The sequence below is a fragment of the Flagellimonas okinawensis genome, assembly GCF_029194005.1.
Taxonomy (GTDB): Bacteria; Bacteroidota; Bacteroidia; order Flavobacteriales; family Flavobacteriaceae; genus Flagellimonas; species Flagellimonas okinawensis.
On record NZ_JARFVA010000008.1, the window covers coordinates 23,501 to 49,029 of the forward strand.

Here is a 25,529-nt window from a genome sequence, read left to right on the forward strand (position 1 = left end):
TTAAGACAAAAAAACATAAAAAAAGGATAAGTTCTCACTTATCCTTTTTCGTTAAATACAATAGTTAATAACATTCTTCTTATTCTTCAGAATCGTCAGTTTTGGTTTCAGCTGCTGGAGCAGGAGCCTCAGCTTTCTTGGCACCACCGCCTCTTCTACTTCTTCTGGTTGATTTCTTCTTAGGCTTACCAGCGTTGTAAAGCTCATTGAAGTCCACCAACTCGATCATCGCCATATCAGCGTTATCTCCCAATCGGTTACCCAATTTAATAATTCTTGTGTAACCCCCTGGTCTATCACCAACTTTTTCAGCTACAGTGCTGAACAATTCGGTTACAGCCTCTTTGCTTCTCAAGTTACTGAAAACAACCCTTCTGTTGTGAGTACCTTTCTCGGTAGTCTGGTTGTTCTCGGTCTTGGCTTTTGTGATCAAGGGCTCGATAAACTGCTTCAACGCTTTAGCTTTGGCAACTGTAGTGTTGATTCTTTTGTGCTCGATTAGGGAACAACCCATATTAGCCAACATGGCTTTTCTGTGGGCAGATGTTCTACCTAAGTGATTAAACTTCTTTCCGTGTCTCATTGTTCTAAGTTATCATCTTGCTACCAAATCCCATTTTTCACAGGAGAGCAAAATATGATTATTAATCTTTATCTAATTTGTATTTGGAAAGGTCCATACCAAATTGTAGGCCTTTGTTGATGACCAATTCTTCCAATTCGGTCAATGATTTTTTACCAAAGTTTCTGAACTTCATCAAATCGTTTTTGTTGAAGGAAACCAAATCACCCAAAGTATCCACTTCGGCGGCTTTAAGACAGTTCAACGCCCTTACGGACAAGTCCATGTCTACCAATTTGGTCTTCAACAACTGACGCATGTGCAATGATTCTTCATCGTAGGTCTCTGTTTGAGCAATTTCATCAGCCTCAAGGGTGATACGCTCATCGGAGAACAACATAAAGTGGTGAATCAAAACTTTAGCGGCCTCGGTCAAGGCATCTTTAGGATGAATGGAACCATCGGTGATGATTTCGAAAACCAATTTTTCGTAATCGGTCTTTTGCTCTACCCTATAGTTTTCGATGCTGTATTTTACGTTCTTCACAGGAGTGTAAACGGAATCAACCGCAATGCTACCCAATGGGGCATTGGATTTTTTGTTTTCCTCTGCAGGAACATAACCACGACCTTTTTCTATAACGATTTCCATGTTGATGCTCACCTTAGGGTCCATGTTGCAGATGACCAAGTCTGGGTTCAGCACTTGATATCCTGAGATGAACTTTTGGAAGTCACCAGCTGTCATTTGTTCTTTTCCGCTAACGGAAATAGAAACAGTCTCGCTCTCAACATCATCAATCTGTCTTTTAAACCTAACTTGTTTTAGGTTCAAGATAATTTCTGTAACGTCTTCAACAACGCCTGGTATAACAGAAAACTCATGTTCAACTCCATCTATGCGCACAGAAGTGATGGCAAAACCTTCCAAAGAGGAAAGCAAAACCCTTCTCAGCGCATTCCCAACTGTTAATCCATACCCAGGTTCCAAAGGACGAAATTCGAATTTCCCCTCGAAATCTGTTGAATCGATCATTATAACTTTATCGGGCTTCTGAAAATTAAGTAATGCCATAATTGGATTAATGTTGAATTCTTATTTAGAGTATAATTCGACGATCAGCTGCTCCTTGATATTCTCAGGGATCTGAAGTCTTTCTGGAACGGCAACGTAAGTACCTTCTTTCTTTTCAGAGTTCCAAGTGATCCATTCGTAAACGCTGCTATTGTTAGCCAAAGAATCTACGATGGATTGTACTGATTTTGATTTTTCCCTAACACCAACAACATCTCCTGCTTTTAGTGAATAGGATGGAATGTTAACGACATTTCCGTTTACGGTAATGTGACGGTGTGATACCAATTGGCGCGCACCTCTTCTTGATGGGCTAATTCCCATTCTGAATACCACATTGTCCAAACGAGACTCACATAATTGAAGCAATACCTCACCGGTTACTCCTTCTTTTCTTTTGGCCTCGGCAAAAAGGTTACGGAATTGCTTTTCCAAGATACCGTAAGTGTATTTTGCTTTTTGCTTCTCCATCAACTGGATTGCGTACTCAGACTTTTTACCACGACGTCTGTTGTTACCGTGTTGTCCTGGAGGGTAATTTTTCTTTTCGAATGACTTATCGTCTCCGAAAATCGCTTCTCCAAATTTTCTAGCGATTTTTGTTTTTGGTCCTGTATATCTTGCCATCTTCTTTTGGTTTGAAAGTGCGATTATGAATTAAGGCTTATCCTTCGATAATCTAACTGCACCTTCGGGTGAAGACCCTTTTTAGGGGGCCCGTTAAACAATATAATTGATAATTAAACTCTTCTTCTTTTCGGTGGTCTACATCCGTTGTGCGGAAGTGGAGTAACGTCAACAATCTCTGTTACCTCGATTCCTGAATTGTGAATGGAACGAATTGCAGATTCCCTACCGTTACCTGGTCCTTTTACATAAACCTTTACTTTTCTCAATCCAGCTTCGTGAGCTACTTTAGCACAATCCTCTGCTGCTACCTGAGCTGCGTAAGGAGTGTTCTTTTTAGACCCACGGAATCCCATTTTTCCTGCGGAGGACCATGAAATTACATCACCCTTCTTGTTGGTAAGGGAAATAATGATGTTGTTAAAAGATGCAACAACGTGCGCCTCACCGGTAGATTCTACGATTACCTTGCGCTTCTTTGTTGTCGTTTTACTTGCTTTTGCCATATTTTTTAGTTTCTAGTGTTAGCTCTTAGTTATTGGAATCCTAGACTTTTACATTTCAAACAGATTCTTCTAACGTCTAAATACTAATGACTATGTTCTTATTATTTAGTTGCCTTTTTCTTGTTAGCAACTGTTTTTCTTTTTCCTTTTCTGGTCCTAGAGTTGTTTTTGGTACGCTGACCTCTCAATGGCAATCCAGATCTGTGGCGAATTCCACGGTAACAACCAATGTCCATCAAACGCTTGATGTTCATTTGGGTTTCTGAGCGAAGCTCACCTTCAATCGTGTAAGCACCAACTGCTTCCCTGATCTTACCGATTTCATCATCGGTCCAATCGGAAACTTTGGTATCCTCGCTTACTTGGGCTGCTGCCAAAATTTCTTGCGCTCTGCTTTTACCTATCCCGAAGATGTAGGTAAGAGAAATAACGCCACGCTTTTGTTTAGGTATATCTACACCTGCAATTCTTGCCATAATTACCCTTGTCTTTGTTTAAATCTAGGATTCTTTTTGTTGATTACGTACAATCTGCCCTTTCTGCGTACTATCTTGCAGTCGGCACTTCTCTTCTTTATTGATGCTCTTACTTTCATGTAACTAGTATCTATAAGTAATTCTTGCTTTTGTTAAATCGTATGGACTCATTTCCAACTTTACTTTATCACCGGGAAGCAGCTTAATATAGTGCATGCGCATTTTCCCTGAAATGTGCGCCGTTACCACGTGCCCATTTTCCAATTCTACCCTGAACATTGCATTGGACAATGCTTCAATAATAGTCCCGTCTTGTTCTATTGCTGGCTGCTTTGCCATAAATTATGCTACTTTTCTGTTTTTACCGGTTTTCATCAAGCCGTCGTAATGTCTGTTCAACAAATAAGAGTTTACTTGTTGCACAGTGTCAATGGCCACACCCACCATAATTAATAGTGATGTACCTCCATAAAACAATGCCCATCCGGCCTGTACATCCATCAATTTAACCACTACTGCAGGCAATACTGCCAACAAAGCCAAAAAGATAGACCCAGGTAATGTAATCAAGGACATTATTTTGTCCAAATAGTTTCCGGTTTCCTTTCCTGGGCGAATACCCGGAATGAAACCACCACTTCTCTTCAGGTCATCGGCCATCTTGTTCGTTGGAACGGTGATTGCTGTATAGAAGTAAGTAAATATAATGATCAACACTGCAAATAGGATGTTGTAAGCCAATCCGAATATATCGGCGAACTGTACTTCCATCCACTGTCCTGCAGCAGTATCATTAAATGTTCTACCAATTAAACTTGGTGCGAACATAATTGCTTGTGCAAAGATAATGGGCATTACACCAGATGCATTCAATTTTAAAGGAATGTACTGACGTGCTCCCATTACGTTCTTTTCATATCCACCAGAAGCAGTTCTTCTTGCGTACTGTACTGGAATCTGTCTTACGGCCATCGTTAAATAAACACTGGCTAAGATTACCAAGAACCAAACGATAACTTCGATCAACATAAACATGATTCCTCCAGTGTTGTTGGTTGTTCTTGAAACAAATTCCTGAGCAAACGCTTGTGGCATTGTGGCGATAATACCTACCATAATCAACAAAGAGATACCGTTTCCGATTCCCTTGTCGGTAATTTTCTCACCCAACCACATGGCGAACACACATCCTGTTACCAATATAATAACAGCTGGAACGATGAAATCCAAACCTTTGCCTAAAACAAACGCACTGTCCGGTACACCTAGGGCACCAAGACCGTACAAATAGGCAGGGGCTTGAACAATACAGATACCAATTGTTAACCAACGGGTAATCTGGTTGATGGTCTTTCTACCACTTTCTCCTTCTTTTTGTAGTTTTTGAAGATAAGGAATCGCAATTCCCATCAACTGAACCACAATGGAAGCGGAGATGTAGGGCATAATACCCAAAGCGAACACCGAAGCATTCGCAAAAGCACCACCCGTAAAAGCATTCAGAATACCCAAGATACCATTTTCAGTCTGCGAGGATAATTCCGCCAACTGGGCGGTATCAATACCGGGAAGAACAACTTGGGCACCAAAACGGTATACCAATAACAATCCCAATGTTAGGATTATACGTTGTCTCAATTCATCAATCTTCCAGATATTTGATATGGTCTCAATAAATTTCTTCATGCTATATTTCTTATAAACTTATTGCTTCACCTCCGGCCGACTCGATAGCAGCTTTAGCGGAAGCAGTAAATTTATGTACAGATACTTTTAGTGAAGCTTTCAATTCGCCGTCACCCAAGATCTTTACCAAATCGTTTTTGTGGGCCAATCCGTTCTTGATAAGAGTTTCCAAAGTAACTTCGTTTTTAACGGTTCCTTTGTCTACCAACTCTTGCAACTTGCCCAAATTGATTCCTGTGTACTCTTTTCTGTTCATGTTAGTAAAACCGAACTTAGGTACACGTCTTTGCAATGGCATCTGACCACCTTCGAAACCAATCTTCTTGGAATATCCAGATCTAGACTTGGCTCCTTTGTGTCCACGGGTAGAAGTTCCTCCTTTACCGGAACCTTCTCCACGTCCTACACGTTTTCCTTCTTTGTGCACAGCGCCATCCGCTGGTTTAAGATTATTCAAATCCATGTGCCTTTATATTTTAAGCTTCCTCTGTGGAAACCAAGTGTTTTACCTTATTTACCATTCCAAGGATACTAGGAGTTGCTTCATGCTCAACTACCTGTCCGATCTTTTTCAGTCCAAGAGCCTCCAAAGTTCTTTTTTGGTTCTGTGGCTTTTTAATGCCGCTCTTTATTTGTTTAACCTTAATCTTTGACATAATATCCTCTAATTTATCCTTTAAAGACTTTTTCCAAAGAAACTCCTCTTTGTTTTGCTACGGTATCAGCACTTCTCAATTGTAGAAGGGCATCGAAAGTAGCTTTTACCACGTTGTGAGGGTTGGAAGAACCTTGAGACTTGGACAATACATCCTGAACTCCTACGGCTTCCAATACGGCTCTCACTGCTCCACCGGCAATAACCCCGGTACCGTGAGATGCAGGTTTAATATAAACTCTTGCTCCACCGAATTTTCCTTTTTGTTCGTGAGGTAGTGTTCCTTTGTTCAATGGAATACGAACCAAGTTCTTTTTGGCATCCTCGATTGCTTTGGCGATCGCTGTGGCAACTTCTTTGGATTTTCCCAAACCATGTCCAACAACTCCGTTTTCATCACCAACGACAACTATTGCTGAAAAACCAAAGGCTCTACCACCTTTTGTTACCTTGGTAACCCTTTGTACTCCAACCAAACGGTCTTTCAACTCCAGTCCACCTGGCTTAACTGTCTCTACGTTTTTGTAATTCTGGTACATAGCTTATTAAAATTTTAGTCCGGCTTCCCTAGCTCCTTCAGCCAATGATTTTACTCTTCCGTGATATAGGTTTCCTCCCCTATCAAAAGCAACGGCTTCTACACCAAGCTTAAGGGCCTTTTCGGCTATGGCCTTCCCAACGCTGGTAGCGACTTCGGACTTTGTTCCTTTGGCATCGATATCCTTATCTCTGGATGATGCTGCCGCCAAAGTTACACCTTTATTGTCGTCTATCAACTGGGCGTATATTTCTTTATTGCTTCTGAATACAGACAACCTTGGTCTAGCTTCAGTTCCGAAGGATACTTTGCGTATTCTTCTTCGGATGCGTAATTTTCTTTCAGTCTTAGATAATCCCATAGTCTTAATTATTAAGCTGATTTACCTGCTTTTCTTCTTAATTGTTCACCAACAAACTTCACTCCTTTTCCTTTGTAAGGCTCTGGCTTACGGAAAGATCTGATTTTGGCGGCAACTTGACCTACCAATTGCTTGTCGTGTGACGTTAACTTTACGATAGGGTTTTTCCCTTTTTCGGATATCGTCTCGATTTTTACTTCTGGAGCAATATCCAAAACAATATTGTGAGAGAATCCTAGGGCCAAATCCAATTTTTGTCCTTGGTTGCTGGCTCTATAACCAACACCTACAAGTTCCAATTCCTTGGTCCAACCATTGGTTACTCCTTCTACCATATTATTGATAAGAGCTCGATATAACCCGTGCTTTGCTTTGTGGTCTTTGTCATCGGAAGGTCTTTCTAAAACAACACTTCCATCCTCGATTTTTATATCAATCCCTGAAAACTCTTGCGTAAGCTCTCCCAATTTACCTTTTACAGTAACAACGGAATCTTTCACCTCTACAGTGACTCCATCAGGAATTGTAATTGGACTGTTACCTATTCTTGACATTTTTCTTCTCTTTTCTCAATTAATATACGTAGCACAATACTTCACCACCTACGTTCTCTTGTTGGGCCTGCTTGCTTGTCATAACTCCGTGAGAAGTTGACACGATAGCGATACCCAAACCGTTCAATACCCTAGGCAAATCGTTAGAGCTTGAATATTTTCGCAGACCTGGCTTACTAACCCTCTGCAATTTTTTAATAATGGGCTCCTTGGTAAATTTATCGTACTTAAGGGCGATTTTGATGTTCCCTTGTACTTTATCTTCCTCGAATTTATAGCTCAAAATATATCCTTGATCGAACAATATTTTGGTAATCTGTCTCTTTAGATTGGAACCGGGGATATCTACAACCCTATGACCTGCCTTGTTGGCATTTCTCAATCTGGTCAAATAATCTGAAATTGGATCTGTAAGCATTTCTTTTCTTTATCTAAATTACCAACTTGCCTTTTTAACTCCAGGAATCAAACCTTTGTTTGCCATTTCCCTGAACATAACCCTTGATACTCCAAAGGTTCTCATGTAACCACGAGGTCTACCGGTTAGTTTACAACGGTTCCTCATACGTACTGGAGAAGCGTTCTTTGGCAACTTTTGCAAAGCCTCATAATCTCCCGCTTCTTTAAGAGCCTTTCTTTTCTCAGCGTATTTTTCTACCATTTTAGCCCTTTTTCTTTCGCGGGCTTTCATTGATTCCTTGGCCATACTAGTTCTTTTTAAAGGGTACTCCCAGTTCGGTTAACAATGATTTTGCTTCTTTATCAGTTTCAGCGGAAGTTACAAATGTAATATCCATACCGTTGATCCTGTTAATTCTGTCTATATTGATTTCTGGAAAGATGATTTGTTCGGTAACACCTAAATTGTAATTACCTCTACCGTCGAAACCTGTGGCCTTAACTCCGGAGAAATCACGAACCCTAGGAAGGGCACTGGTGATCAATCTATCCAAAAACTCGTACATGCGCTCTCCTCTAAGGGTCACTTTTGCACCAATTGGCATTCCTTTTCTCAATTTGAACGTAGCAACGTCTTTCTTGGAAAGGGTAGCGACCGCTTTCTGACCTGTAATGTTGGTCAATTCATCTACCGCATGATCGATTAGCTTCTTATCTGAAACTGCGGCACCGACTCCACGGCTAACCACAATCTTTTGCAACTTAGGAACCTGCATTACGTTTTTGTAACCAAATTCTTCGGTAAGAGCCTTAATCACGCGCTCCTTGTATTCTTGCTTTAATCTTGGAATGTAACTCATGACTAAATTACTTCATTGGATTTTTTGGAAAACCTTACTTTCTTCCCGTCCCTTACTTCGTATCCAACACGTGTGGCATCACCAGACTTTGGATCAATCAAGGAAAGATTGGAAATATGTATTGGGGCTTCCTTTTTAGTTATGCCTCCTTGAGGGTTGTTCGCACTTGGCTTTTCGTGTTTGGACACCTCGTTGATGCCTTCCACGATAGCTTTGTTCTTTTCACGGTCTACTTGAAGTACTTTACCTTCGCTGCCTTTGTGGTCTCCCGCAATGACTTTTACCGTATCCCCTGTTTTTATTTTCAACTTCATCTTTCTGATATTTCTGTTATAGCACTTCAGGCGCCAATGAAACAATCTTCATGAATTGTCTGTCCCTCAATTCTCTTGCAACAGGACCAAATACACGAGTTCCTCTCATCTCCCCGGTTGGGTTCAACAATACACATGCGTTATCATCGAAACGGATGTAAGAACCGTCAGGCCTTCTTACTTCTTTCTTTGTTCTAACAACAACTGCTGTAGAAACAGAACCTTTCTTTACAGTACCGTTCGGAGTAGCTTCTTTTACGGTAACAACGATTTTGTCACCCAAAGATGCATATCTTCTCTTTGTTCCTCCTAGTACGCGGATGGTCAAAACTTCTTTTGCACCGGTATTGTCCGCAACTCTTAATCTTGATTCTTGCTGTACCATAATTATTTAGCTCTTTCTAGGATTTCTACCAACCTCCAGCATTTAGTTTTGCTCAATGGTCGTGTTTCCATTATTTTGACGGTATCACCTTCGTTGCAATCGTTCTTCTCGTCGTGGGCAACATACTTCTTGGTCTTAAGAACGAACTTCCCGTACATTGGGTGCTTCACTCTTTTTACCTCAGAAACCACTATCGATTTCTCCATTTTGTTGCTGGTAACAACGCCTATTCTTTCTTTTCTTAAATTTCTGTTTTCCATAAGGCAGAACCGATTATTGTAATTCCCTTTTAGTTAATTCAGTTGCAAGTCTTGCTACCGTCCTTCTAGTCTTTCTGATCTGTAAAGGATTTTCCAAAGGAGTAACGGCATGTGCCATTTTAAGATCTGCATGTTGTTTTTTGAACTCTGCCAATCTCTCCTTTAGCTCTTCAATTGAAAGTTCTTTTATTTCTGATTGTCTCATCTTTCTTCTCAATTAAAAATTAGGCGGAATAATCCCTTGCTACAACAAACTTGGTCTTTACCGGAAGCTTTTGTGCTGCAAGCCTTAAGGCTTCTTTAGCAACATCCATTGGCACACCGGCAATCTCGAACATGATTCTACCAGGCTTAACAACGGCTACCCAGTATTCTGGAGCACCCTTACCTTTACCCATACGTACCTCAAGAGGCTTTTTGGTGATAGGCTTGTCCGGGAATATTTTAATCCACAATTGACCTTGTCTCTTCATGTATCTTGTCGCAGCGATACGTGCAGCCTCTATTTGACGGGAAGTAATGAAGTGCGAATCCATGGACTTGATACCGAACATTCCATTGGAAAGTTGGTGCCCTCTCTGGGATATCCCCTTCATACGCCCTTTCTGGGCCTTACGAAATTTTGTTCTTTTTGGCTGTAACATCTTACCTTACTTTATCTAATTACTTTCTACGACGGGATTTCTTATTATCCTTGCCGCCTTTTCCTTGACTCTTGCTCAATCCTACCAATGGGGAAAGTTCTCTTTTACCATAAACCTCTCCTTTCATGATCCATACCTTTACTCCCAATCTACCATAAGTAGTGTGAGCTTCGTGCAAGGCATAGTCCACATCTGCACGGAAAGTAGACAATGGAATCCTTCCTTCTTTGTAAGATTCGGAACGTGCCATTTCAGCACCGTTCAAACGTCCGGAAATCTGAATCTTGATACCTTCGGCATTCATACGCATTGCAGCTGCAATGGCCATTTTAATAGCTCTTCTGTATGAAATCCTGCTTTCGATCTGTCTTGCAACACTTGCAGCAACCAAGTTGGCATCTAGTTCAGGTCTCTTAATTTCATGAATATTGATCTGAACCTCTTTGTTGGTAATCTTCTTAAGCTCTTCCTTAAGTTTATCTACCTCTTGTCCACCCTTACCGATAATGATACCAGGTCTAGACGTGGTAATGGTAATGGTGATCAATTTCAAGGTTCTCTCTATAATAACCCTTGATACACTGGCCTTGGCCAAACGTGCATGAAGGTATTTTCTGATCTTATCGTCTTCAGCCAGTTTATCGCCGTAATCATTTCCTCCGTACCAGTTGGATTCCCATCCTCTGATAATTCCTAAGCGATTTCCTATTGGATTGGTCTTCTGTCCCATATTCTATTTTCTAGCTTTGAACGTTGTTATTGGCTTCCAAAATCATAGTAACATGATTCGAACGCTTTCTGATTCTATGTGCCCTACCTTGTGGAGCTGGTCTCAATCTTTTCAACATAGATCCTCCGTCAACACGGATTTCCTTGATGTAAAGATCAGCTGCCTCAATGTCAGCGCCCTCATTCTTAGCTTCCCAGTTAGCGATAGCGGAAAGCAAAAGTTTCTCCAACTTCCTAGACGCTTCTTTTTGGTTAAACCTAAGGGTTGCCAATGCCATCTCAATTTGCTTACCTCTTACCAAGTCAGCGACCAAACGCATTTTTCTTGGTGAAGTTGGGCAATTGTTAAGCTTTGCAATAGCAAGTTGCTTTTTCTCTTCTTTTAACCTTTCGGCCATTTCTCTTTTACGAACTCCCATAGCTTACTTACTTTTTACCTTTGTTTTTAGCTCCTGCATGACCCCTAAAAGATCTTGTAGGTGAAAATTCCCCAAGTTTGTGACCTACCATGTTCTCAGTTACAAAAACGGGAACAAATTGTCTACCGTTGTGCACCGCGATGGTTTGCCCTACAAAGTCTGGCGTTATCATAGAGGCTCTAGACCACGTTTTGATAACTGTTTTCTTACCTGATTCTATATTGGCCTGGACTTTCTTTTCCAGACTAAAATGAACGTATGGTCCTTTTTTTAACGAACGTGCCATTTACTTTTCTTTTATTTCTTTCTACGTTCTATGATATATCTATTGGTGTCCTTGGTCTTGGAACGAGTTCTAAATCCTTTAGCAGGAATACCGTTCTTAGATCTTGGATGACCTCCCGAAGCTCTACCTTCACCACCTCCCATTGGGTGATCTACAGGGTTCATAGCTACTGGTCTAGTTCTTGGTCTTCTACCCAACCATCTGCTTCTACCCGCTTTACCGGAAACAAGCAATTGGTGGTCAGAGTTGGAAACCGCACCGATGGTGGCCAAACATGTAGCCAACACCATTCTAGTTTCACCTGAAGGCAACTTTAATGTCACAAACTTACCGTCCTTTGCCATCAATTGGGCAAAAGTACCGGCACTACGTGCCATAATCGCGCCTTGACCTGGTCTCAACTCAATGCAAGAAACAATAGTACCCAATGGCACCTCGCTCAACGGAAGTGCATTACCAATTTCCGGTGCAGAACCAGTACCAGACTGAATAGTCTGACCAACCTGCAATCCATTTTGGGCAACTACATATCTTTTTTCACCGTCTTTGTACTCTACCAAAGCGATAAATGCAGTTCTATTGGGATCATACTGGATGGAAACTACAGTAGCCTCAACACCTTGTTTATCCCTTTTGAAATCGATAATACGATATCTTCTCTTATGACCACCACCTCTGTGACGCATGGTCATTTTTCCTTGACTGTTCCTACCACCTGACTTTTTTAACGGAGCAAGCAAGCTTTTCTCCGGCTTATCAGTAGTAATCGCGTCAAATCCGTTCACTACTCTAAAACGCTGCCCAGGGGTTATCGGTTTTAATTTTCTAACTGACATTTCTCGTCTTTATAGATTACTGTAAAAATCAATAATATCACCTTCAGCTACATCAACAATTGCTTTTTTCATTGCATTTGTTTTACCGTGCTGAATTCCGGTTTTTGTATAACGACTCTTACGCGTTGGACCATAGTTCATGGTTCTCACCTTTTCAACAGAAACTCCATAAGTAGCCTCTACCGCCTCTTTGATTTCCAACTTGTTAGCAGCTGGATTAACAAAGAAACCATAACGATTGAAAAGCTCGCTGTCCGCGGTCATTTTTTCCGTAATAATCGGTCTTATCAACACACTCATGATTCTGTTATTTCTTTAGGTTCGATTCAATTCCTTCCAAAGCGCTTTCGGTCAATACCAAACTTGTTGCATTAACAATTTTGTAAGTATTTAATTCTGAGCTAGTTACAACTTCGGAGCGTTCCAAATTACGCGACGACAAATATACGTTATTATTTGTATCGCCCAACACAATAAGGGACTTTTTATTTTCTATTCCCAAGGAAGACAAGAAATTAACGAAGTCTTTGGTCTTTGGAGCTTCAAAATTGATATCCTCCACAACCACCAAGGATTGCTCTTTAGACTTCAAGCTCAAGGCAGATTTTCTAGCCAATCGCTTCATGTTCTTGTTCAACTTTTGGGTATAGTCCTTTGGTCTTGGACCAAAGATTCTACCACCACCTCTAAACACAGGAGATTTAATACTACCTGCCCTAGCGGTACCGGTACCTTTTTGTTTTTTGATCTTTCTGGTACTACCAGCGATCTCTGCTCTTTCTTTGGCCTTGTGTGTACCTTGCCTTTGATGGGCCAAGTATTGCTTAACATCCAAATAAATAGCATGCTCATTCGGCTCAATCGCAAAAACATCGTCAGAAAGCTCTACTTTCCTTCCTGTTTCTTTTCCTTTGATATCTAAAACTGCTACCTTCATTATTGCCACCTTTGAATAGTTACATATGCATTTTTATGGCCTGGCACACATCCTTTAACAACCAAAAGATTTTTCTCAGGAACCACTTTTAATACTCTTAAGTTCTGTACAGTAACTCTGTCACCACCCATTCTTCCGGCCATACGAAGACCTTTAACAACTTTGGATGGATAAGATGCAGCACCGATGGAACCAGGAGCTCTCAATCTGTTGTGCTGACCGTGGGTGGCTTGGCCTACCCCACCGAATCCATGACGTTTTACAACACCTTGGAATCCTTTACCTTTTGACGTACCAACTACATCAACGAACTCTCCTTCTTGAAAAAGGTCGACACCTACTGTATCTCCCAATTTGTATTCTCCTTCAAACCCATGGAATTCAACGACTTTCTTTTTAGGAGAAGTACCTGCTTTTTTGTAGTGACCTGTTTCGGCCTTGTTAGCACGTTTTTCTGCCTTGTCATCGAAACCTAGTTGAAGGGCTTTGTACCCGTCTACCTCTTCGGTTCTGACTTGGGTAACCACGCATGGTCCAGCTTCCAAAACGGTACATGGAACGTTCTTTCCATTCTCGTCGAAAATGCTGGTCATACCGATTTTCTTACCTATTAACCCAGACATAATTATTAATTATTAATTGTTTACTTTTTTACTTGCGCCAAATAATTGGCAAAAAAATTGGGTCAAGAAAATATTCTGTTCTGACCCAGATTCTTTTCTTTCTCCGTTTTTCCCGAACCGTCGTCCGGGACATGTGATTTCTGCTTAAAGGCAGAAAGTTTATCAGACTTTGATCTCAACCTCCACACCACTTGGAAGCTCAAGCTTCATAAGGGCGTCGATGGTTTTCGATGAAGAGCTGTAAATATCCAACAATCTCTTGTAAGAGCTTAATTGAAACTGCTCTCTAGATTTTTTGTTCACGTGAGGCGAACGCAAAACCGTAAAGATTTTTTTACGTGTTGGCAACGGAATTGGTCCAGTTACCACAGCTCCTGTCGTTTTTACTGTTTTCACGATCTTTTCAGCAGATTTGTCCACCAAATTGTGATCGTAAGATTTCAATTTTATTCTAATTTTTTGACTCATCTTGCTGAAAAATTAAGCGGTTACTCCTTTAGCTGCTTTGATTACTTCCTCTGCAATGTTGGAAGGTGTCTCTGCATAGTGTGAAAATTCCATTGTGGAAGTAGCTCTACCTGAAGACAAAGTCCTCAAGGAAGTTACATAACCAAACATTTCTGAAAGCGGCACCTCTGCTTTAACCACCTTGGCACCAGCTCTGTCGGACATGTTGTTCACCTGACCTCTTCTACGGTTCAAGTCACCAACAATATCACCCATGTTTTCTTCTGGGGTCAAAACCTCCAACTTCATGATTGGCTCCATAATAATGGCCCTAGCTTTCTTAGCAGCAACTTTGTAACCCAATTTTGCAGCCAATTCGAAAGAAAGTTGGTCAGAATCCACAGGGTGGAAAGAACCATCTTTAAGGGTAACTTTCATGGAATCCATTTCGAAACCGGCCAAAGGACCATTTTTCATAGCCTCTCTGAATCCTTTTTCAACAGATGGAACAAATTCTTTAGGAATGTTACCACCTTTAATCTCGTTTACAAACTCAAGTCCGGATTTACCTTCCTCTGCAGGCTCCATAGTAAATACGATATCCGCAAATTTACCACGACCACCAGTTTGTTTTTTATAGGTTTCCCTATGATCAGCTGTTCCAGTAATAGCCTCTTTGTACTCTACCTGTGGCTGACCTTGGGTAACATCTACCTTAAACTCACGCTTAAGACGGTCACAGATAATATCCAAGTGAAGCTCACCCATACCAGAAATAATGGTTTGACCGGATGCTTCATCTGTTTTTACCTGGAAGGTTGGATCTTCTTCGGCCAATTTCGCCAAAGCCATACCCAATTTATCCACATCAGCTTTAGTTTTTGGCTCAACTGCGATACCGATTACAGGCTCAGGGAATTGCATACTTTCCAAAACAATAGGATGTTTTTCATCGGAAAGTGTATCTCCTGTTTTTATATCCTTAAATCCTACAGCTGCACCAATATCACCAGCCTCAATATATTCAATTGCATTTTGCTTGTTGGAGTGCATTTGGTAGATACGTGAAATACGCTCTTTGTTACCTGAACGATTGTTCAAAACGTACGAACCTGCATCCAAACGACCAGAATATGCTCTAAAGAATGCCAAACGACCTACGAAAGGATCAGTTGCAATCTTAAATGCAAGTGCTGCAAAAGGCTCTTTTGGGTCTGGCTTTCTTTTTTCTTCTTTCTCAGTATCAGGGTTGATACCAATAATATCATCTTTATCCAAAGGTGATGGCAAGTAACGACAAACTGCATCCAATAGGAATTGAACTCCTTTGTTCTTAAAGGAAGAACCACAAATCATTGGAATAATAGCCCTGTCCATTACCGCTGCACGCAAAGCTGCATGTACTTCTTCTTCAGTGATGGAATCTTCATCTTCGAAGAATTTCTCCATCAACTCTTCATCATATTCAGCAACAGCTTCAATCAAGGCAGCTCTATACTCCCTAACCTCATCCTGCATTTCAGCTGGTATATCTACAACATCAAAAGTAGAACCGAAGTTATCTTCGTGCCAAACAACAGCTCTGTTCTTGGCTAAGTCAACAATACCTTTAAAGTCAGCTTCGTCACCAATTGGCAATACGATTGGCACTGCATTGGAACCCAACATCTCACGTACCTGCTTACAAACTGCCAAGAAGTTTGAACCTTGACGATCCATTTTGTTGACAAAACCAATACGTGGTACTTTATAGTTATCGGCCAATCTCCAGTTAGTTTCGGATTGTGGCTCAACACCATCAACAGCACTGAACAAGAATACCAATCCATCCAATACACGTAGTGAACGGTTTACTTCAACCGTAAAGTCAACGTGTCCGGGGGTGTCGATAATATTAAAGTGATAATCTTTTGTATCGGGCAAAGGCTGCGCATTTTCCATTGGAAACTTCCAAGTACAAGTTGTAGCAGCAGAAGTAATGGTAATACCACGCTCTTGCTCTTGCTCCATCCAGTCCATGGTAGCTGCACCATCGTGCACCTCTCCAATTTTATGACTCACACCTGTATAGAAAAGAATACGCTCTGTAGTAGTTGTCTTTCCAGCATCAATGTGAGCTGCAATCCCTATATTCCTTGTATATTTTAAATCTCTTCCCATTGTATTGTTTAGAATCTAAAGTGTGAGAACGCTTTATTGGCCTCAGCCATTTTGTGTGTATCTACTCTTTTCTTCACTGCCGCTCCTTCTTCTTTGGCTGCTGCTAAAATCTCAGCCGCCAATTTTTGGGCCATTGATTTCTCATTACGCTTTCTAGAAAAGCTGATCAACCATTTCATGGCAGTGGATATTTTTCTATCTGGACGAATTTGCATAGGAATCTGGAATGTTGCACCACCCACTCTTCTACTACGAACCTCTACGTGTGGCATAACATTGGAAAGAGCATCTTTCCACAATTCCAATCCTGTTTTTTCTTCGTCAGTGTTTTTTTCATCAACGATCGCAATCGCATCGTAAAAAATCTTGAATGCAATTGACTTTTTACCGTCCCACATCATCATGTTCACAAAACGTGTAACAAGCTGATCATTAAATTTTGGATCCGGTAATAAAGGTCTCTTTTTTGCCTGCTTTTTTCTCATCGCTTCTTCTTAAAAATGATTAATTTTTAGGACGCTTTGCACCATACTTAGATCGTCGTTGCGTTCTTCCCGCAACACCTGCGGTATCCAAAGCACCGCGAACGATATGATATCGCACACCAGGCAAATCCTTTACTCTTCCGCCCCTTACCAATACTATCGAGTGCTCTTGGAGGTTGTGACCTTCACCAGGGATGTATGCGTTCACTTCTTTACCATTGGTCAACCTTACCCTTGCAACTTTACGCATTGCAGAGTTTGGTTTTTTAGGTGTAGTCGTATAAACACGCGTACAAACCCCTCTTCTTTGAGGACACGAATCCAAAGCAGCCGATTTACTCTTCTTGGTAATCGTGGCCCTTCCTTTTCGTACTAATTGTGAAATTGTTGGCATTAAATTCCTTTTAAAAACTAAATAACCCTCATTTTGAGGGCTGCAAATGTAGTGATATTTCCCAATAATTCAAATCCTAAGCAATTAAATTTGAGAACAGAAGAAAAAAAGTTGACCCACCCTTAAAAAACCCCATGTTTTAACTCAAAAATCGCCATGGAAAATTTACCTCTAAAACAGCAGTTCAAATTTCAATCCCAACTTGATATATATATTAAGGTATAATTCGACTTCCGCAACCCATTACTTTCTTAACATTCTTGTAACACTTCTGCTTTAAGACAAAATACACAGCATTTTCTTACAAAAAATTACTTTCATCGGAACAACACCCCACTTCATAGGGGGTATTGGCCATTTTTTATATTAAGAGCAATTCTTGCCCCTTGAAATTATATAGTTATCAATGATTATTAATGTTTTTGCGGTTATTTCATTTTAATGCAAACTCCTAAAGTTTTTATGAATTTATTTTGGATTATTAACATGAAATTATGATTTTAGCGACTAGCTAATTCAAATAATTTAACAATGAGAACAAAACTTAATGGATTGTTAACGCTATTATTGGCGTTTGTTGTGCATATATCCTATGCGCAAGACAAGACGATTACAGGTACAGTTACGGATGCCGACGGCCTCCCACTGCCTGGGGTCAACATTGTCGTTGAAGGGACCACTACCGGTACCCAAACAGATTTTGATGGAAATTATGCCATCAGCGCGAGTGAGGGGCAAACACTGCTTTTCACTTACATAGGGCAAAGACCCTCTACCAAAGTGGTAGGAGCTGGCAGCGTAATCAATGTTCAGATGGTGGAAGACACCCAAGCCCTTGAAGAGGTAGTTGTTACCGCACAAGGTATCAAGCGTGAAAAGAAAGCCTTGGGTTATGCGGTTTCTTCTGTTGGCGAAGAGGACATAGAGCAACGTGCCGATGGTGATGTTGCCAGGGTACTTTCTGGTAAAGCATCCGGTGTTAACATTACTGCTGCAGGTGGTATGGCCGGTTCTGGTACCAACGTAGTAATTAGGGGTCTTAGTTCCTTTAGTGGAAGTAACCAGGCACTATTCGTAGTGGATGGTGTTCCTTTTAGTAGCGACACTAACGCCGCTGGTAACTTCCTTGATGGTAACACAGGTTCTTCACGTTTCTTGGATTTAGATCCAAATAACATTGCAAGTGTAGAAGTACTTAAAGGTTTGGCAGCTGCCACTCTTTATGGTACACAAGGTAAAAACGGTGTAATCTTGATCACAACCAAAGCCGGTTCCGGTGGTGGAGGTGCCAAAAAAACCGAGATTACAGTTAACCAATCATACTTTGTAAACAAAATGGCTTCTTTGCCAGATTACCAAGATGAGTATGGTGGTGGTTTCGACCAGTCTTTCGGATGGTTCTACTCTAACTGGGGACCTAGATTCTCAAGAGAAGGTGTAGCCGGATGGGGTAACCAGCCAGCCATTGATGATAATGGTACATTGGCTCACCCATATTCTACCACAGCGGTTACTGCTACAAGAGAGGCTTTCCCAGAACTTCAAAACGCACGTTACGAATGGAGACCATATGACAGTGCTGAAAATTTCTTTAGCCCAGGTGGTGTAAGCAATACTTCCATTAACATTAATGGTGGTAGCGAAGATGGAACTTCTTCTTTTAACGTTAACCTTGGTTACTTGGACGATGAAAGCTTTGTGCCTGGAAACGACTTGCAGAGATTCAACATTTCTGTTGGTGGTAGAGCTCAACTTTCCAACAAGTTTACTGTAAGCGCTACAATGAACTACTCTAGAACCGATTATACTTCTCCTCCAGTAGCAGCGAGTAGAGGTAACGGTAGCTTGGGTCTTTCTTTGTTCGGTCACGTATTCTTTACTCCAAGGAACGTGGATTTGATGGGTCTTCCTTACGAAAACCCAATCGACAACTCCAGTGTTTACTATAGAAATGGTAACGATATCATCAACCCACGTTGGACGTTAAACAACGTTTCCAACAACCAGTTGACAAACAGGGTGTTCTGGAATGCATCTATCAGCTATGCATTATCTGATAACCTTGACCTTACCTATAGAGGTGGTATGGACTTCTATACTGAAAGAAACACTCAATACTCTAACAAGGGTGGTGTTGGTTTCGACAATGCAATCTTTGGTTTCTTGAGAACTTATGATAACAACAACACTATTTGGGATCACTATGTAGCATTGAATGGTAACTACGATCTTTCTGAAAAATTAGGAATGACGTTTACTGCAGGTGCAACTACAAGATCTACTGTATTTGATCGTCAAGGTGTAAGCAGTACTGGACAGTTGGTATACGGCATCGCTCGTCACTACAACTACTCCAACCAATCACCAATCCAATTTTCTCAAAGAAGAAACATTGCAGGTGTTTTAGGACAGGTAACTTTGGACTATGACAACATGTTGTTCTTGACAGGTTCTACCAGAACTGACTGGGTATCTAACTTGATCACAGAAAACAACAGTAGAACTTATCCTAGTGGTAGCCTTTCGTTCTTGCCAACAGCTGCATTCCCAGAATTGCAGTCTCAAGGTGGTCTTAACTTCTTGAAGTTGAGAGCTGGTGTTGGTACTTCTGCAACATTCCCAACTGGTTATCCTACTTTAGGATATGTTGAGCAAAACACTCAAGTATTTGGTGAAGGTGGTGAAGTTACTACTAACCAAGTTGCAGGATTTAGAGCAAACCCTGACTTGAAGCCTGAGCTTTTGACTGAGTACGAACTTGGTTTTGAATCTAGATTGTTCAACAGCAGAGTTTCTTTGGATTTCACATACTTTAACCGTGTTACTACAGACTTGATTGTTGAGGAGCCTCTTTCTCCATCAACTGGATTTACGTTCACTCAAAGTAATATTGGTAAGATCGAAGGTGACGGTATCGAAATCGATGCATCTGTTGACTGGTTCAGAAGTGATAGCCCAGGAGGTTTCAACTGGAACACTAGAGCTAACTTCTCTACTTACAACCCAGTAGTTACTGAGCAAGAACAAGATATCATTATTTACGCTGGTAGCTCTACTCTTTGGGTAGGTGGTAACGCCGCTATCGAAGGTAAGCCACTCGGATCTATCGTAGGTACCGCCATCGGTAGAGATGAGCAAGGTAATTACTTGGTAAACAACGCTGGTGATTACGTAGTTGTAGAACAAGATTTGGATGGTAACATCCCAGTTATCGGTGATCCAAACCCAGATTATGTAATGAACATTATTAACTCTATGTCTTACAAAAACTGGAACTTTGGTTTCCAAATTAGCCACACTAAAGGTGGTGACATGATGTCCAACACTATTGCAACATTGCTTGGTCGTGGATTGATCGTTGAAACTTTGAACAGGGAGAACACATACATCCTACCTGGTGTATTGGAAAGTACTGGAGAGCCTAACATGAGACAAACAAACAACTCGTCTTATTACTTCGACAATATCTTGTTTGGTCCTGTTGAAACAAAAATCTACGATGCTTCTGTAATCAGATTGCAAGAGATTTCTTTGGGTTACTCTTTCCCAAAAAAGTTCTTGGACAAAACACCTTTTGGATCTTTGAGCATTACTGCACAAGGTTTCAACTTGTGGTATGATGCTTACAACACCCCTGATGGTGCCAACTTTGATCCTAACGTTCAAGGTGCCGGTGTTGGTAATGCGCAAGGATTCGATTTCATCAACGGACCTAGTGCTAAGAAATATGGTCTAAGCGTTAAAGCATCGTTCTAAATAAAAAATAGCTAAAACATTATGAAAAAAATAAGTAAATATATAATTGTTGCGCTCCTTACAACGGTTGGAATTTTCCAGTCTTGCGAGACAACGGATTTGGACATAAGAGTTAGTCCAAACGAACTAGATCCCACCTCTGGTGATCCTAATCTACAGTTGAATGCTATTCAATTGGCATATGTAACCAGTATTAACAACCTAAGTGATATTGGTGGGGAATTGACCCGTATCCAGTACATGAACGGACGTATCTATTTCAACAACTACGGTGGTGGTACTCTAAGTGGTACTTGGGAAAGAACCTATAGTAGTGGTGGCTCATTTGATGATCAGGACCTAGGTATCTGGACAAACGTAGATGGGTTGATTGCATTGGATGCAGCAAGTGAAGTTGATTATTCCTTCCACGTAGCTGTTGGCCAAACGCTTAAAGCTCACATGTTGATGCTTCTTGTAGATTATATCGGAGAAGCTGTTTATACTGAAGCAGGAGATCCTGTTGAGTTTCCAGCACCAATGATGGACGATGGGGCAGCCGTATACGCTGCAGCACTTTCTTTGTTGGATGAGGCCGGAGCTATGTTCGCAGCCAACCCACCTGCACAAGGTGCCACAGACTTCTTCTACGATGGAGATACCGACAAGTGGAGTAAATTGGTGAACACGCTTAAACTTAAGGCACATATCACTACGGGAAATACAGCTGCTTTTGATGCAGTTATCGCTGGTGGAGATTATATTTCTTCCACTGATGATGATTTCCAATTCCAGTATGGTAGCAGAGCTTTGCAACCAGATACTCGTCACCCAGACTATGCTGATGATTACACTCCTAGTGGAGCCGACAACTACAGATCTAACTGGTTGATGGAATACATGTTGAACACAGACGACCCAAGAATTCGTTACTACTTCTACCGTCAATCTGCCGGAACACCTGGTGCAGTTGATGTAGACGGAAACGATGTTGACCCGAACGAAGAGACATTGGCTTGTTCCTTGGCCGTACCACCGGTACATTACCAAGAAAGCGAGTGGGCTTATTGTTCAGTTGACAACGGATACTGGGGTAGATCTCACGGAAACAACGAAGGTGGACCACCAGACGGTTTTACTAAAACTGCAACTGGAGTTTATCCTGCTGGAGGTAAATTTGATGACAATGATTTCGCTGACGAAGACGCTGATAGCACTGTAGGCCTTGGAAAAGGTGGTGGTGGTGCAGGTATCGAGCCAATCATTCTTGCTTCTTATGTTGATTTTTGGCAAGCTGACAACGCTATGGCCAAAGGAGCTGCAGACGCAACTATCGAAGCTTTCTTTAGAGCTGGTCTAGAAAAGTCTATTGCAAAAGTTCAAACCTTTGGCGTTCTTGACCCACTTGGAGACCTTTCTTTTGCTCCTGATGCTACTGAAGTAGAAACTTGGATCGATGGTATTATCGCAGATTTCTCTGCCGCTACTGGTGATGAGAAGATGAATATTTTTGCTGACCAATACTTTGTAACTATGTACGGTGGTTCTGTAGAAGCTTATAACTACTACAGAAAAACAGGATACCCTACGAATTTGGCTCCTAACTGGGAACCAAATCCAGGGCCATTCCCAAGAACTTTGTTGTACCCTCAATCTGAGGTGATCACTAATCCTAATTTGACTCAAAAAGTGGATTTGACACAGCAAGTTTTCTGGGATACCAATCCAGCATCACCTGCATTCCCAGCGGCTAATTAATATTTAAAAAAATTGAAAATCATGAAAATAATACATAAATCACTTTTGGCGACGGCATTAGCGCTAGCTGGACTCACATTTAATTCATGTGAAGACGGAGACAAGGTCGTTGACGATATTTTCGACAATACCACCAGCGGTATTGTGCTAAGAACAGTGAACGTGGAATCAGACGAATTGCCAATTGGGCAATCTGATTCTTACTTCGGTGTAGAATTAGAAATGCAAGACGAAGAAGATGGAGCTTTGGTAGAAAGCTTGGAAGTATACGTTTCTTTCAACGACAATACTGTTGAAGAAGGTGAAACCGATCTATCTGCTGCAGAAGTTATGGTTACTTCCATTCCAAGTTCTGAGTTTACTATTGGAGAATATGGATTCCCTAGATATTCTTACTCCATTACTCTTCCAGAAATGGCAACAGCTTTGGGTATCGACGAATCAACCGATGTTGATGGTGGAGATACTTTCTATGTTCGTTTCGAAGCTGTATTGGTAGATGGTAGAAGATTCTCTAACGGTGACAACACCGATACATCTACAGGATCTTTCTTCGCATCACCATTCCTTTACATCTCTACTGTAGTTTGCCCAGAGGTTCCTCCAGTTGCTGGAGATTGGACTATCGAAATGCAAGACTCTTGGGGAGATGGATGGAACGGAGCTACAATCGTAGTGGACATCGATGGAACTGAAACTGTATATACTTTGGAAGATGGTGCATCCCAAACTACTACAGTAACTATTCCTGATGGAACTGAAAGTTTATCCTTTAGCTTTACTTCCGGTGATTGGGATTCGGAAATTTCTTTCCAAATCTACTCCAGCGCTGGAAACTTGAAAGCTGATATTGCTCCAGCTCCAGCAGTTGGTGAAGTTGTACTTAACTATTGTGTTGATTAATTAACACACAATAAGAAATCAATATTAAAGCCGCTCCACTTGGAGCGGCTTTTTTTATAGAGCATATTCAATAGACTAATTGTCAACCATTAACAAAACCCATAAAAAATCAAACCCTTATTAAAATGATAATAACAGACCTCCCTAAATAAATATATAATAAGCTATACCGTAAAAACTGCCATCAATCACAAAGTCCATGTTTTTTTTACTATTATTAAGAAAAAGCCCTTTCTTTTTTCTTACCTTTTACCCTAATTATCAATTAAATCCATTAACACTCAGTCACATGAAAAAATTTATTGTACCCTTTATACTAATTCTAACAGCACATTCTTTGTCTGCACAATATGCAGGTCAAGTTGCCGTAGGCAATGCTTCAGGATCAGGCGTATCCAACGCCATGGTTTCCAGTGTAATTGGAGACATGAACGATCAATATGAAAGATTGTCCAAACAGACGGGCATTGATGATTTTGCCGGTTCACCTTATACCAATGACAAATTCGTTCAGGCTCCAGTATATTACGGAGATGAGAACATGGGATCATATTACTACAGGTATAACGCCTACAACGAAGAAATCGAAATTAAAAAAACCAACCTTGAGGAAGAAAAAATAACTGCTTTGACCAAGGATAAGTCCATCAAAGTAATGGTCGGAGGTAGACCGTTGAGCTTTGCCACTTTTATCGACAAAAAAGGAAATACGCTAAACGGCTATTTAACCACTGTTTTGGATAGTGAAAAGTACGACCTTTATAAAAGAGTCAACGTGAAATTCACCGAGGGTCAAAAAGCACAAAATTCTTTTGTAAAAGCGGTGCCCAATAGATTCAGTCATTTTGTTGAGTACTATTACCAAGAAAAAGGTGTAAATAGAATAGATGAAGTACCTTTAAAAACCAACCAAGTGGCCAAATTGTTCAACGAACCCCTTAAATCTGAAGTTAAGGATTACATCAAAGACAATAATTTGGATGTTAAGGATGAAGCTGACCTTATCAAAGTTTTCGAATATCTCAATAGTAAATAAAAGGGGTATTAAAACATAAAATATAATTTAAAAGGGCATTTGAGTAAATGCCCTTTTTTTATGCCCAAAAATAAATTAGACCTATTTCCCTGTTTGATGAACTTCTTTGTTGATATTTGCAGTTTAAAGGAAGTTAGGATACCATGAACAGTCAAATCTATGGAATAAGGGCAGTATTGGAGGCTATAAATGCCGAACAACCCATTAACAAGATTTTTATTCAAAAAGGTCTCAAAGGAGACCTATACAAGGAATTGGAATCCTCTGTACGCAAGGGAGGCATAAGCCTGTCTTACGTGCCCATAGAAAAACTGAACCGTCTTACCAGGAATAGCAACCATCAAGGAGTAGTTGCCCAAATTTCACCAGTTCAATTTCACCAGTTCGAAGCATTGGTAGAACAAGTATTATCCAAAGAAACCTTACCCCTTTTCCTTATGCTGGATGGTGTTTCCGATGTAAGGAACTTCGGCGCCATTATTAGAACTGCTGAATGCTGCGGGGTCCATGGCATAATTGTTCCAAAAAACGGGGCAGCACCGATTACCGATGATACGGTAAAAACTTCCGCTGGCGCAGCTTTTAATGTACCTATAGCCAAAGTGGACCATTTAAAGGATGCCATTTTTTACCTTCAATCTTCCGGTATTGTGGTTACCGGTGCCACGGAAAAAGCAGAAGATGAGATATATGGTGTGGACTTTAACCAACCAACGGCCATAATAATGGGCTCCGAGGAAAAAGGTATTTCCCCCTCCACCCTGAATATCATAGACCACCAAGCGAAATTACCCTTAATGGGAAAAATTGGGTCGTTAAATGTTTCTGTGGCCTGCGGTGTATTTCTGTACGAAGTGGTGCGACAACGAAAAGGATAGG

Annotated in this window: 37 protein-coding genes; 5 read left to right on the plus strand and 32 right to left on the minus strand. The window is 40.9% G+C overall.

The window, feature by feature from the left end; all coding sequences use genetic code 11:
* Nucleotides 1-79: 79 nt before the first annotated feature.
* The 32 genes from rplQ to rpsL all read right to left on the minus strand — a co-directional run bounded on the left by rplQ (nt 80) and on the right by rpsL (nt 17,218).
* Nucleotides 80-583: a 50S ribosomal protein L17 gene (rplQ, locus tag PY091_RS17030; protein WP_275650714.1), complete on the minus strand. Its 504-nt coding sequence runs from the start codon at nt 581-583 to the stop codon at nt 80-82.
* A 61-nt stretch (nt 584-644) separates the two neighbouring features.
* Nucleotides 645-1,637 carry a DNA-directed RNA polymerase subunit alpha gene (locus tag PY091_RS17035; protein WP_127023976.1) on the minus strand — a complete coding sequence of 331 codons (993 nt, stop codon included), beginning with the start codon at nt 1,635-1,637 and terminating at the stop codon, nt 645-647.
* A gap of 21 nt (nt 1,638-1,658) precedes the next feature.
* Nucleotides 1,659-2,264 carry a 30S ribosomal protein S4 gene (gene rpsD, locus PY091_RS17040; RefSeq protein WP_224837439.1) on the minus strand — a complete coding sequence of 202 codons (606 nt, stop codon included), beginning with the start codon at nt 2,262-2,264 and terminating at the stop codon, nt 1,659-1,661.
* A 113-nt stretch (nt 2,265-2,377) separates the two neighbouring features.
* Nucleotides 2,378-2,770: a 30S ribosomal protein S11 gene (gene rpsK, locus PY091_RS17045; protein ID WP_275650715.1), complete on the minus strand. Its 393-nt coding sequence runs from the start codon at nt 2,768-2,770 to the stop codon at nt 2,378-2,380.
* Between the two features lie 101 nt (nt 2,771-2,871).
* Complete coding sequence (rpsM, locus tag PY091_RS17050; RefSeq protein ID WP_207069554.1) at nt 2,872-3,246, minus strand: 30S ribosomal protein S13; 375 nt, start codon at nt 3,244-3,246, stop codon at nt 2,872-2,874.
* A gap of 2 nt (nt 3,247-3,248) precedes the next feature.
* Nucleotides 3,249-3,365: a type B 50S ribosomal protein L36 gene (gene ykgO / locus PY091_RS17055; protein WP_010519235.1), complete on the minus strand. Its 117-nt coding sequence runs from the start codon at nt 3,363-3,365 to the stop codon at nt 3,249-3,251.
* A gap of 4 nt (nt 3,366-3,369) precedes the next feature.
* Entirely contained in the window at nt 3,370-3,585 is a 216-nt protein-coding gene (gene infA, locus PY091_RS17060; protein ID WP_014031991.1) for a translation initiation factor IF-1, read from the minus strand.
* 3 nt (nt 3,586-3,588) lie between these two features.
* Complete coding sequence (secY, locus tag PY091_RS17065; protein ID WP_275650716.1) at nt 3,589-4,932, minus strand: preprotein translocase subunit SecY; 1,344 nt, start codon at nt 4,930-4,932, stop codon at nt 3,589-3,591.
* Between the two features lie 10 nt (nt 4,933-4,942).
* Nucleotides 4,943-5,395: a 50S ribosomal protein L15 gene (rplO, locus tag PY091_RS17070; protein WP_275650717.1), complete on the minus strand. Its 453-nt coding sequence runs from the start codon at nt 5,393-5,395 to the stop codon at nt 4,943-4,945.
* A gap of 13 nt (nt 5,396-5,408) precedes the next feature.
* Nucleotides 5,409-5,588, minus strand: coding sequence for a 50S ribosomal protein L30 (gene rpmD, locus PY091_RS17075; RefSeq protein WP_108246825.1), 180 nt, complete (start codon nt 5,586-5,588; stop codon nt 5,409-5,411).
* Between the two features lie 13 nt (nt 5,589-5,601).
* The gene (rpsE, locus tag PY091_RS17080; protein ID WP_275650718.1) at nt 5,602-6,126 is read right to left on the minus strand and encodes a 30S ribosomal protein S5; all 525 of its coding nucleotides are present in this window, start codon (nt 6,124-6,126) and stop codon (nt 5,602-5,604) included.
* A gap of 6 nt (nt 6,127-6,132) precedes the next feature.
* A complete protein-coding gene (gene rplR, locus PY091_RS17085; protein ID WP_275650719.1) occupies nt 6,133-6,486 on the minus strand; it encodes a 50S ribosomal protein L18 in 354 nt (117 codons plus the stop codon).
* A gap of 11 nt (nt 6,487-6,497) precedes the next feature.
* Complete coding sequence (gene rplF / locus PY091_RS17090) at nt 6,498-7,040, minus strand: 50S ribosomal protein L6 (RefSeq protein ID WP_275650720.1); 543 nt, start codon at nt 7,038-7,040, stop codon at nt 6,498-6,500.
* Between the two features lie 19 nt (nt 7,041-7,059).
* Entirely contained in the window at nt 7,060-7,458 is a 399-nt protein-coding gene (gene rpsH / locus PY091_RS17095; protein ID WP_207069550.1) for a 30S ribosomal protein S8, read from the minus strand.
* Between the two features lie 18 nt (nt 7,459-7,476).
* Nucleotides 7,477-7,746: a 30S ribosomal protein S14 gene (gene rpsN, locus PY091_RS17100; protein WP_207096771.1), complete on the minus strand. Its 270-nt coding sequence runs from the start codon at nt 7,744-7,746 to the stop codon at nt 7,477-7,479.
* A gap of 1 nt (nt 7,747) precedes the next feature.
* Nucleotides 7,748-8,299: a 50S ribosomal protein L5 gene (gene rplE / locus PY091_RS17105; RefSeq protein ID WP_108246819.1), complete on the minus strand. Its 552-nt coding sequence runs from the start codon at nt 8,297-8,299 to the stop codon at nt 7,748-7,750.
* A gap of 2 nt (nt 8,300-8,301) precedes the next feature.
* Nucleotides 8,302-8,613 carry a 50S ribosomal protein L24 gene (gene rplX / locus PY091_RS17110; RefSeq protein ID WP_275650721.1) on the minus strand — a complete coding sequence of 104 codons (312 nt, stop codon included), beginning with the start codon at nt 8,611-8,613 and terminating at the stop codon, nt 8,302-8,304.
* 16 nt (nt 8,614-8,629) lie between these two features.
* Nucleotides 8,630-8,998, minus strand: a complete 369-nt coding sequence (gene rplN, locus PY091_RS17115) for a 50S ribosomal protein L14 (RefSeq protein ID WP_014032002.1) — start codon at nt 8,996-8,998, stop codon at nt 8,630-8,632.
* 2 nt (nt 8,999-9,000) lie between these two features.
* A complete protein-coding gene (gene rpsQ, locus PY091_RS17120) occupies nt 9,001-9,258 on the minus strand; it encodes a 30S ribosomal protein S17 (protein WP_014032003.1) in 258 nt (85 codons plus the stop codon).
* Between the two features lie 13 nt (nt 9,259-9,271).
* A complete protein-coding gene (gene rpmC, locus PY091_RS17125) occupies nt 9,272-9,463 on the minus strand; it encodes a 50S ribosomal protein L29 (protein WP_014032004.1) in 192 nt (63 codons plus the stop codon).
* Between the two features lie 19 nt (nt 9,464-9,482).
* Nucleotides 9,483-9,902 (minus strand): 50S ribosomal protein L16, encoded by a 420-nt coding sequence (rplP, locus tag PY091_RS17130; protein ID WP_275650722.1) that lies wholly within the window; start codon nt 9,900-9,902, stop codon nt 9,483-9,485.
* Between the two features lie 19 nt (nt 9,903-9,921).
* On the minus strand, nt 9,922-10,632 hold the full coding sequence (rpsC, locus tag PY091_RS17135; RefSeq protein WP_275650723.1) for a 30S ribosomal protein S3: 711 nt from the start codon (nt 10,630-10,632) through the stop codon (nt 9,922-9,924).
* 10 nt (nt 10,633-10,642) lie between these two features.
* Nucleotides 10,643-11,050, minus strand: a complete 408-nt coding sequence (gene rplV, locus PY091_RS17140; protein ID WP_275650724.1) for a 50S ribosomal protein L22 — start codon at nt 11,048-11,050, stop codon at nt 10,643-10,645.
* A 7-nt stretch (nt 11,051-11,057) separates the two neighbouring features.
* The gene (rpsS, locus tag PY091_RS17145) at nt 11,058-11,336 is read right to left on the minus strand and encodes a 30S ribosomal protein S19 (RefSeq protein WP_275650725.1); all 279 of its coding nucleotides are present in this window, start codon (nt 11,334-11,336) and stop codon (nt 11,058-11,060) included.
* Nucleotides 11,337-11,347: 11 nt separating this feature from the next.
* Complete coding sequence (rplB, locus tag PY091_RS17150; RefSeq protein ID WP_275650726.1) at nt 11,348-12,172, minus strand: 50S ribosomal protein L2; 825 nt, start codon at nt 12,170-12,172, stop codon at nt 11,348-11,350.
* A gap of 9 nt (nt 12,173-12,181) precedes the next feature.
* Complete coding sequence (gene rplW / locus PY091_RS17155; RefSeq protein ID WP_207030341.1) at nt 12,182-12,472, minus strand: 50S ribosomal protein L23; 291 nt, start codon at nt 12,470-12,472, stop codon at nt 12,182-12,184.
* A gap of 7 nt (nt 12,473-12,479) precedes the next feature.
* Complete coding sequence (gene rplD / locus PY091_RS17160) at nt 12,480-13,109, minus strand: 50S ribosomal protein L4 (protein ID WP_275616963.1); 630 nt, start codon at nt 13,107-13,109, stop codon at nt 12,480-12,482.
* On the minus strand, nt 13,109-13,732 hold the full coding sequence (rplC, locus tag PY091_RS17165) for a 50S ribosomal protein L3 (protein WP_220113518.1): 624 nt from the start codon (nt 13,730-13,732) through the stop codon (nt 13,109-13,111). The genes rplD and rplC overlap by 1 nt, the downstream gene beginning before the upstream one ends.
* A gap of 162 nt (nt 13,733-13,894) precedes the next feature.
* Complete coding sequence (gene rpsJ, locus PY091_RS17170) at nt 13,895-14,200, minus strand: 30S ribosomal protein S10 (RefSeq protein ID WP_014032013.1); 306 nt, start codon at nt 14,198-14,200, stop codon at nt 13,895-13,897.
* Between the two features lie 12 nt (nt 14,201-14,212).
* Nucleotides 14,213-16,339 (minus strand): elongation factor G, encoded by a 2,127-nt coding sequence (fusA, locus tag PY091_RS17175; protein WP_275650727.1) that lies wholly within the window; start codon nt 16,337-16,339, stop codon nt 14,213-14,215.
* 8 nt (nt 16,340-16,347) lie between these two features.
* Complete coding sequence (gene rpsG, locus PY091_RS17180; protein ID WP_275650728.1) at nt 16,348-16,824, minus strand: 30S ribosomal protein S7; 477 nt, start codon at nt 16,822-16,824, stop codon at nt 16,348-16,350.
* Between the two features lie 19 nt (nt 16,825-16,843).
* Nucleotides 16,844-17,218: a 30S ribosomal protein S12 gene (gene rpsL / locus PY091_RS17185; protein ID WP_014032016.1), complete on the minus strand. Its 375-nt coding sequence runs from the start codon at nt 17,216-17,218 to the stop codon at nt 16,844-16,846.
* A 531-nt stretch (nt 17,219-17,749) separates the two neighbouring features.
* Between rpsL and PY091_RS17190 the strand changes: the two genes are divergently transcribed.
* The 5 genes from PY091_RS17190 (at nt 17,750) to rlmB (ending at nt 25,528) form a co-directional block, all read left to right on the plus strand.
* Nucleotides 17,750-20,974, plus strand: a complete 3,225-nt coding sequence (locus PY091_RS17190) for a SusC/RagA family TonB-linked outer membrane protein (protein ID WP_275650729.1) — start codon at nt 17,750-17,752, stop codon at nt 20,972-20,974.
* Nucleotides 20,975-20,995: 21 nt separating this feature from the next.
* The gene (locus PY091_RS17195; RefSeq protein WP_275650730.1) at nt 20,996-22,711 is read left to right on the plus strand and encodes a SusD/RagB family nutrient-binding outer membrane lipoprotein; all 1,716 of its coding nucleotides are present in this window, start codon (nt 20,996-20,998) and stop codon (nt 22,709-22,711) included.
* A 21-nt stretch (nt 22,712-22,732) separates the two neighbouring features.
* Entirely contained in the window at nt 22,733-23,614 is an 882-nt protein-coding gene (locus tag PY091_RS17200; protein WP_275650731.1) for a hypothetical protein, read from the plus strand.
* Between the two features lie 289 nt (nt 23,615-23,903).
* Complete coding sequence (locus PY091_RS17205; protein WP_275650732.1) at nt 23,904-24,650, plus strand: hypothetical protein; 747 nt, start codon at nt 23,904-23,906, stop codon at nt 24,648-24,650.
* A 143-nt stretch (nt 24,651-24,793) separates the two neighbouring features.
* A complete protein-coding gene (gene rlmB, locus PY091_RS17210; protein ID WP_275650733.1) occupies nt 24,794-25,528 on the plus strand; it encodes a 23S rRNA (guanosine(2251)-2'-O)-methyltransferase RlmB in 735 nt (244 codons plus the stop codon).
* The last annotated feature ends 1 nt before the right edge of the window (nt 25,529 follow it).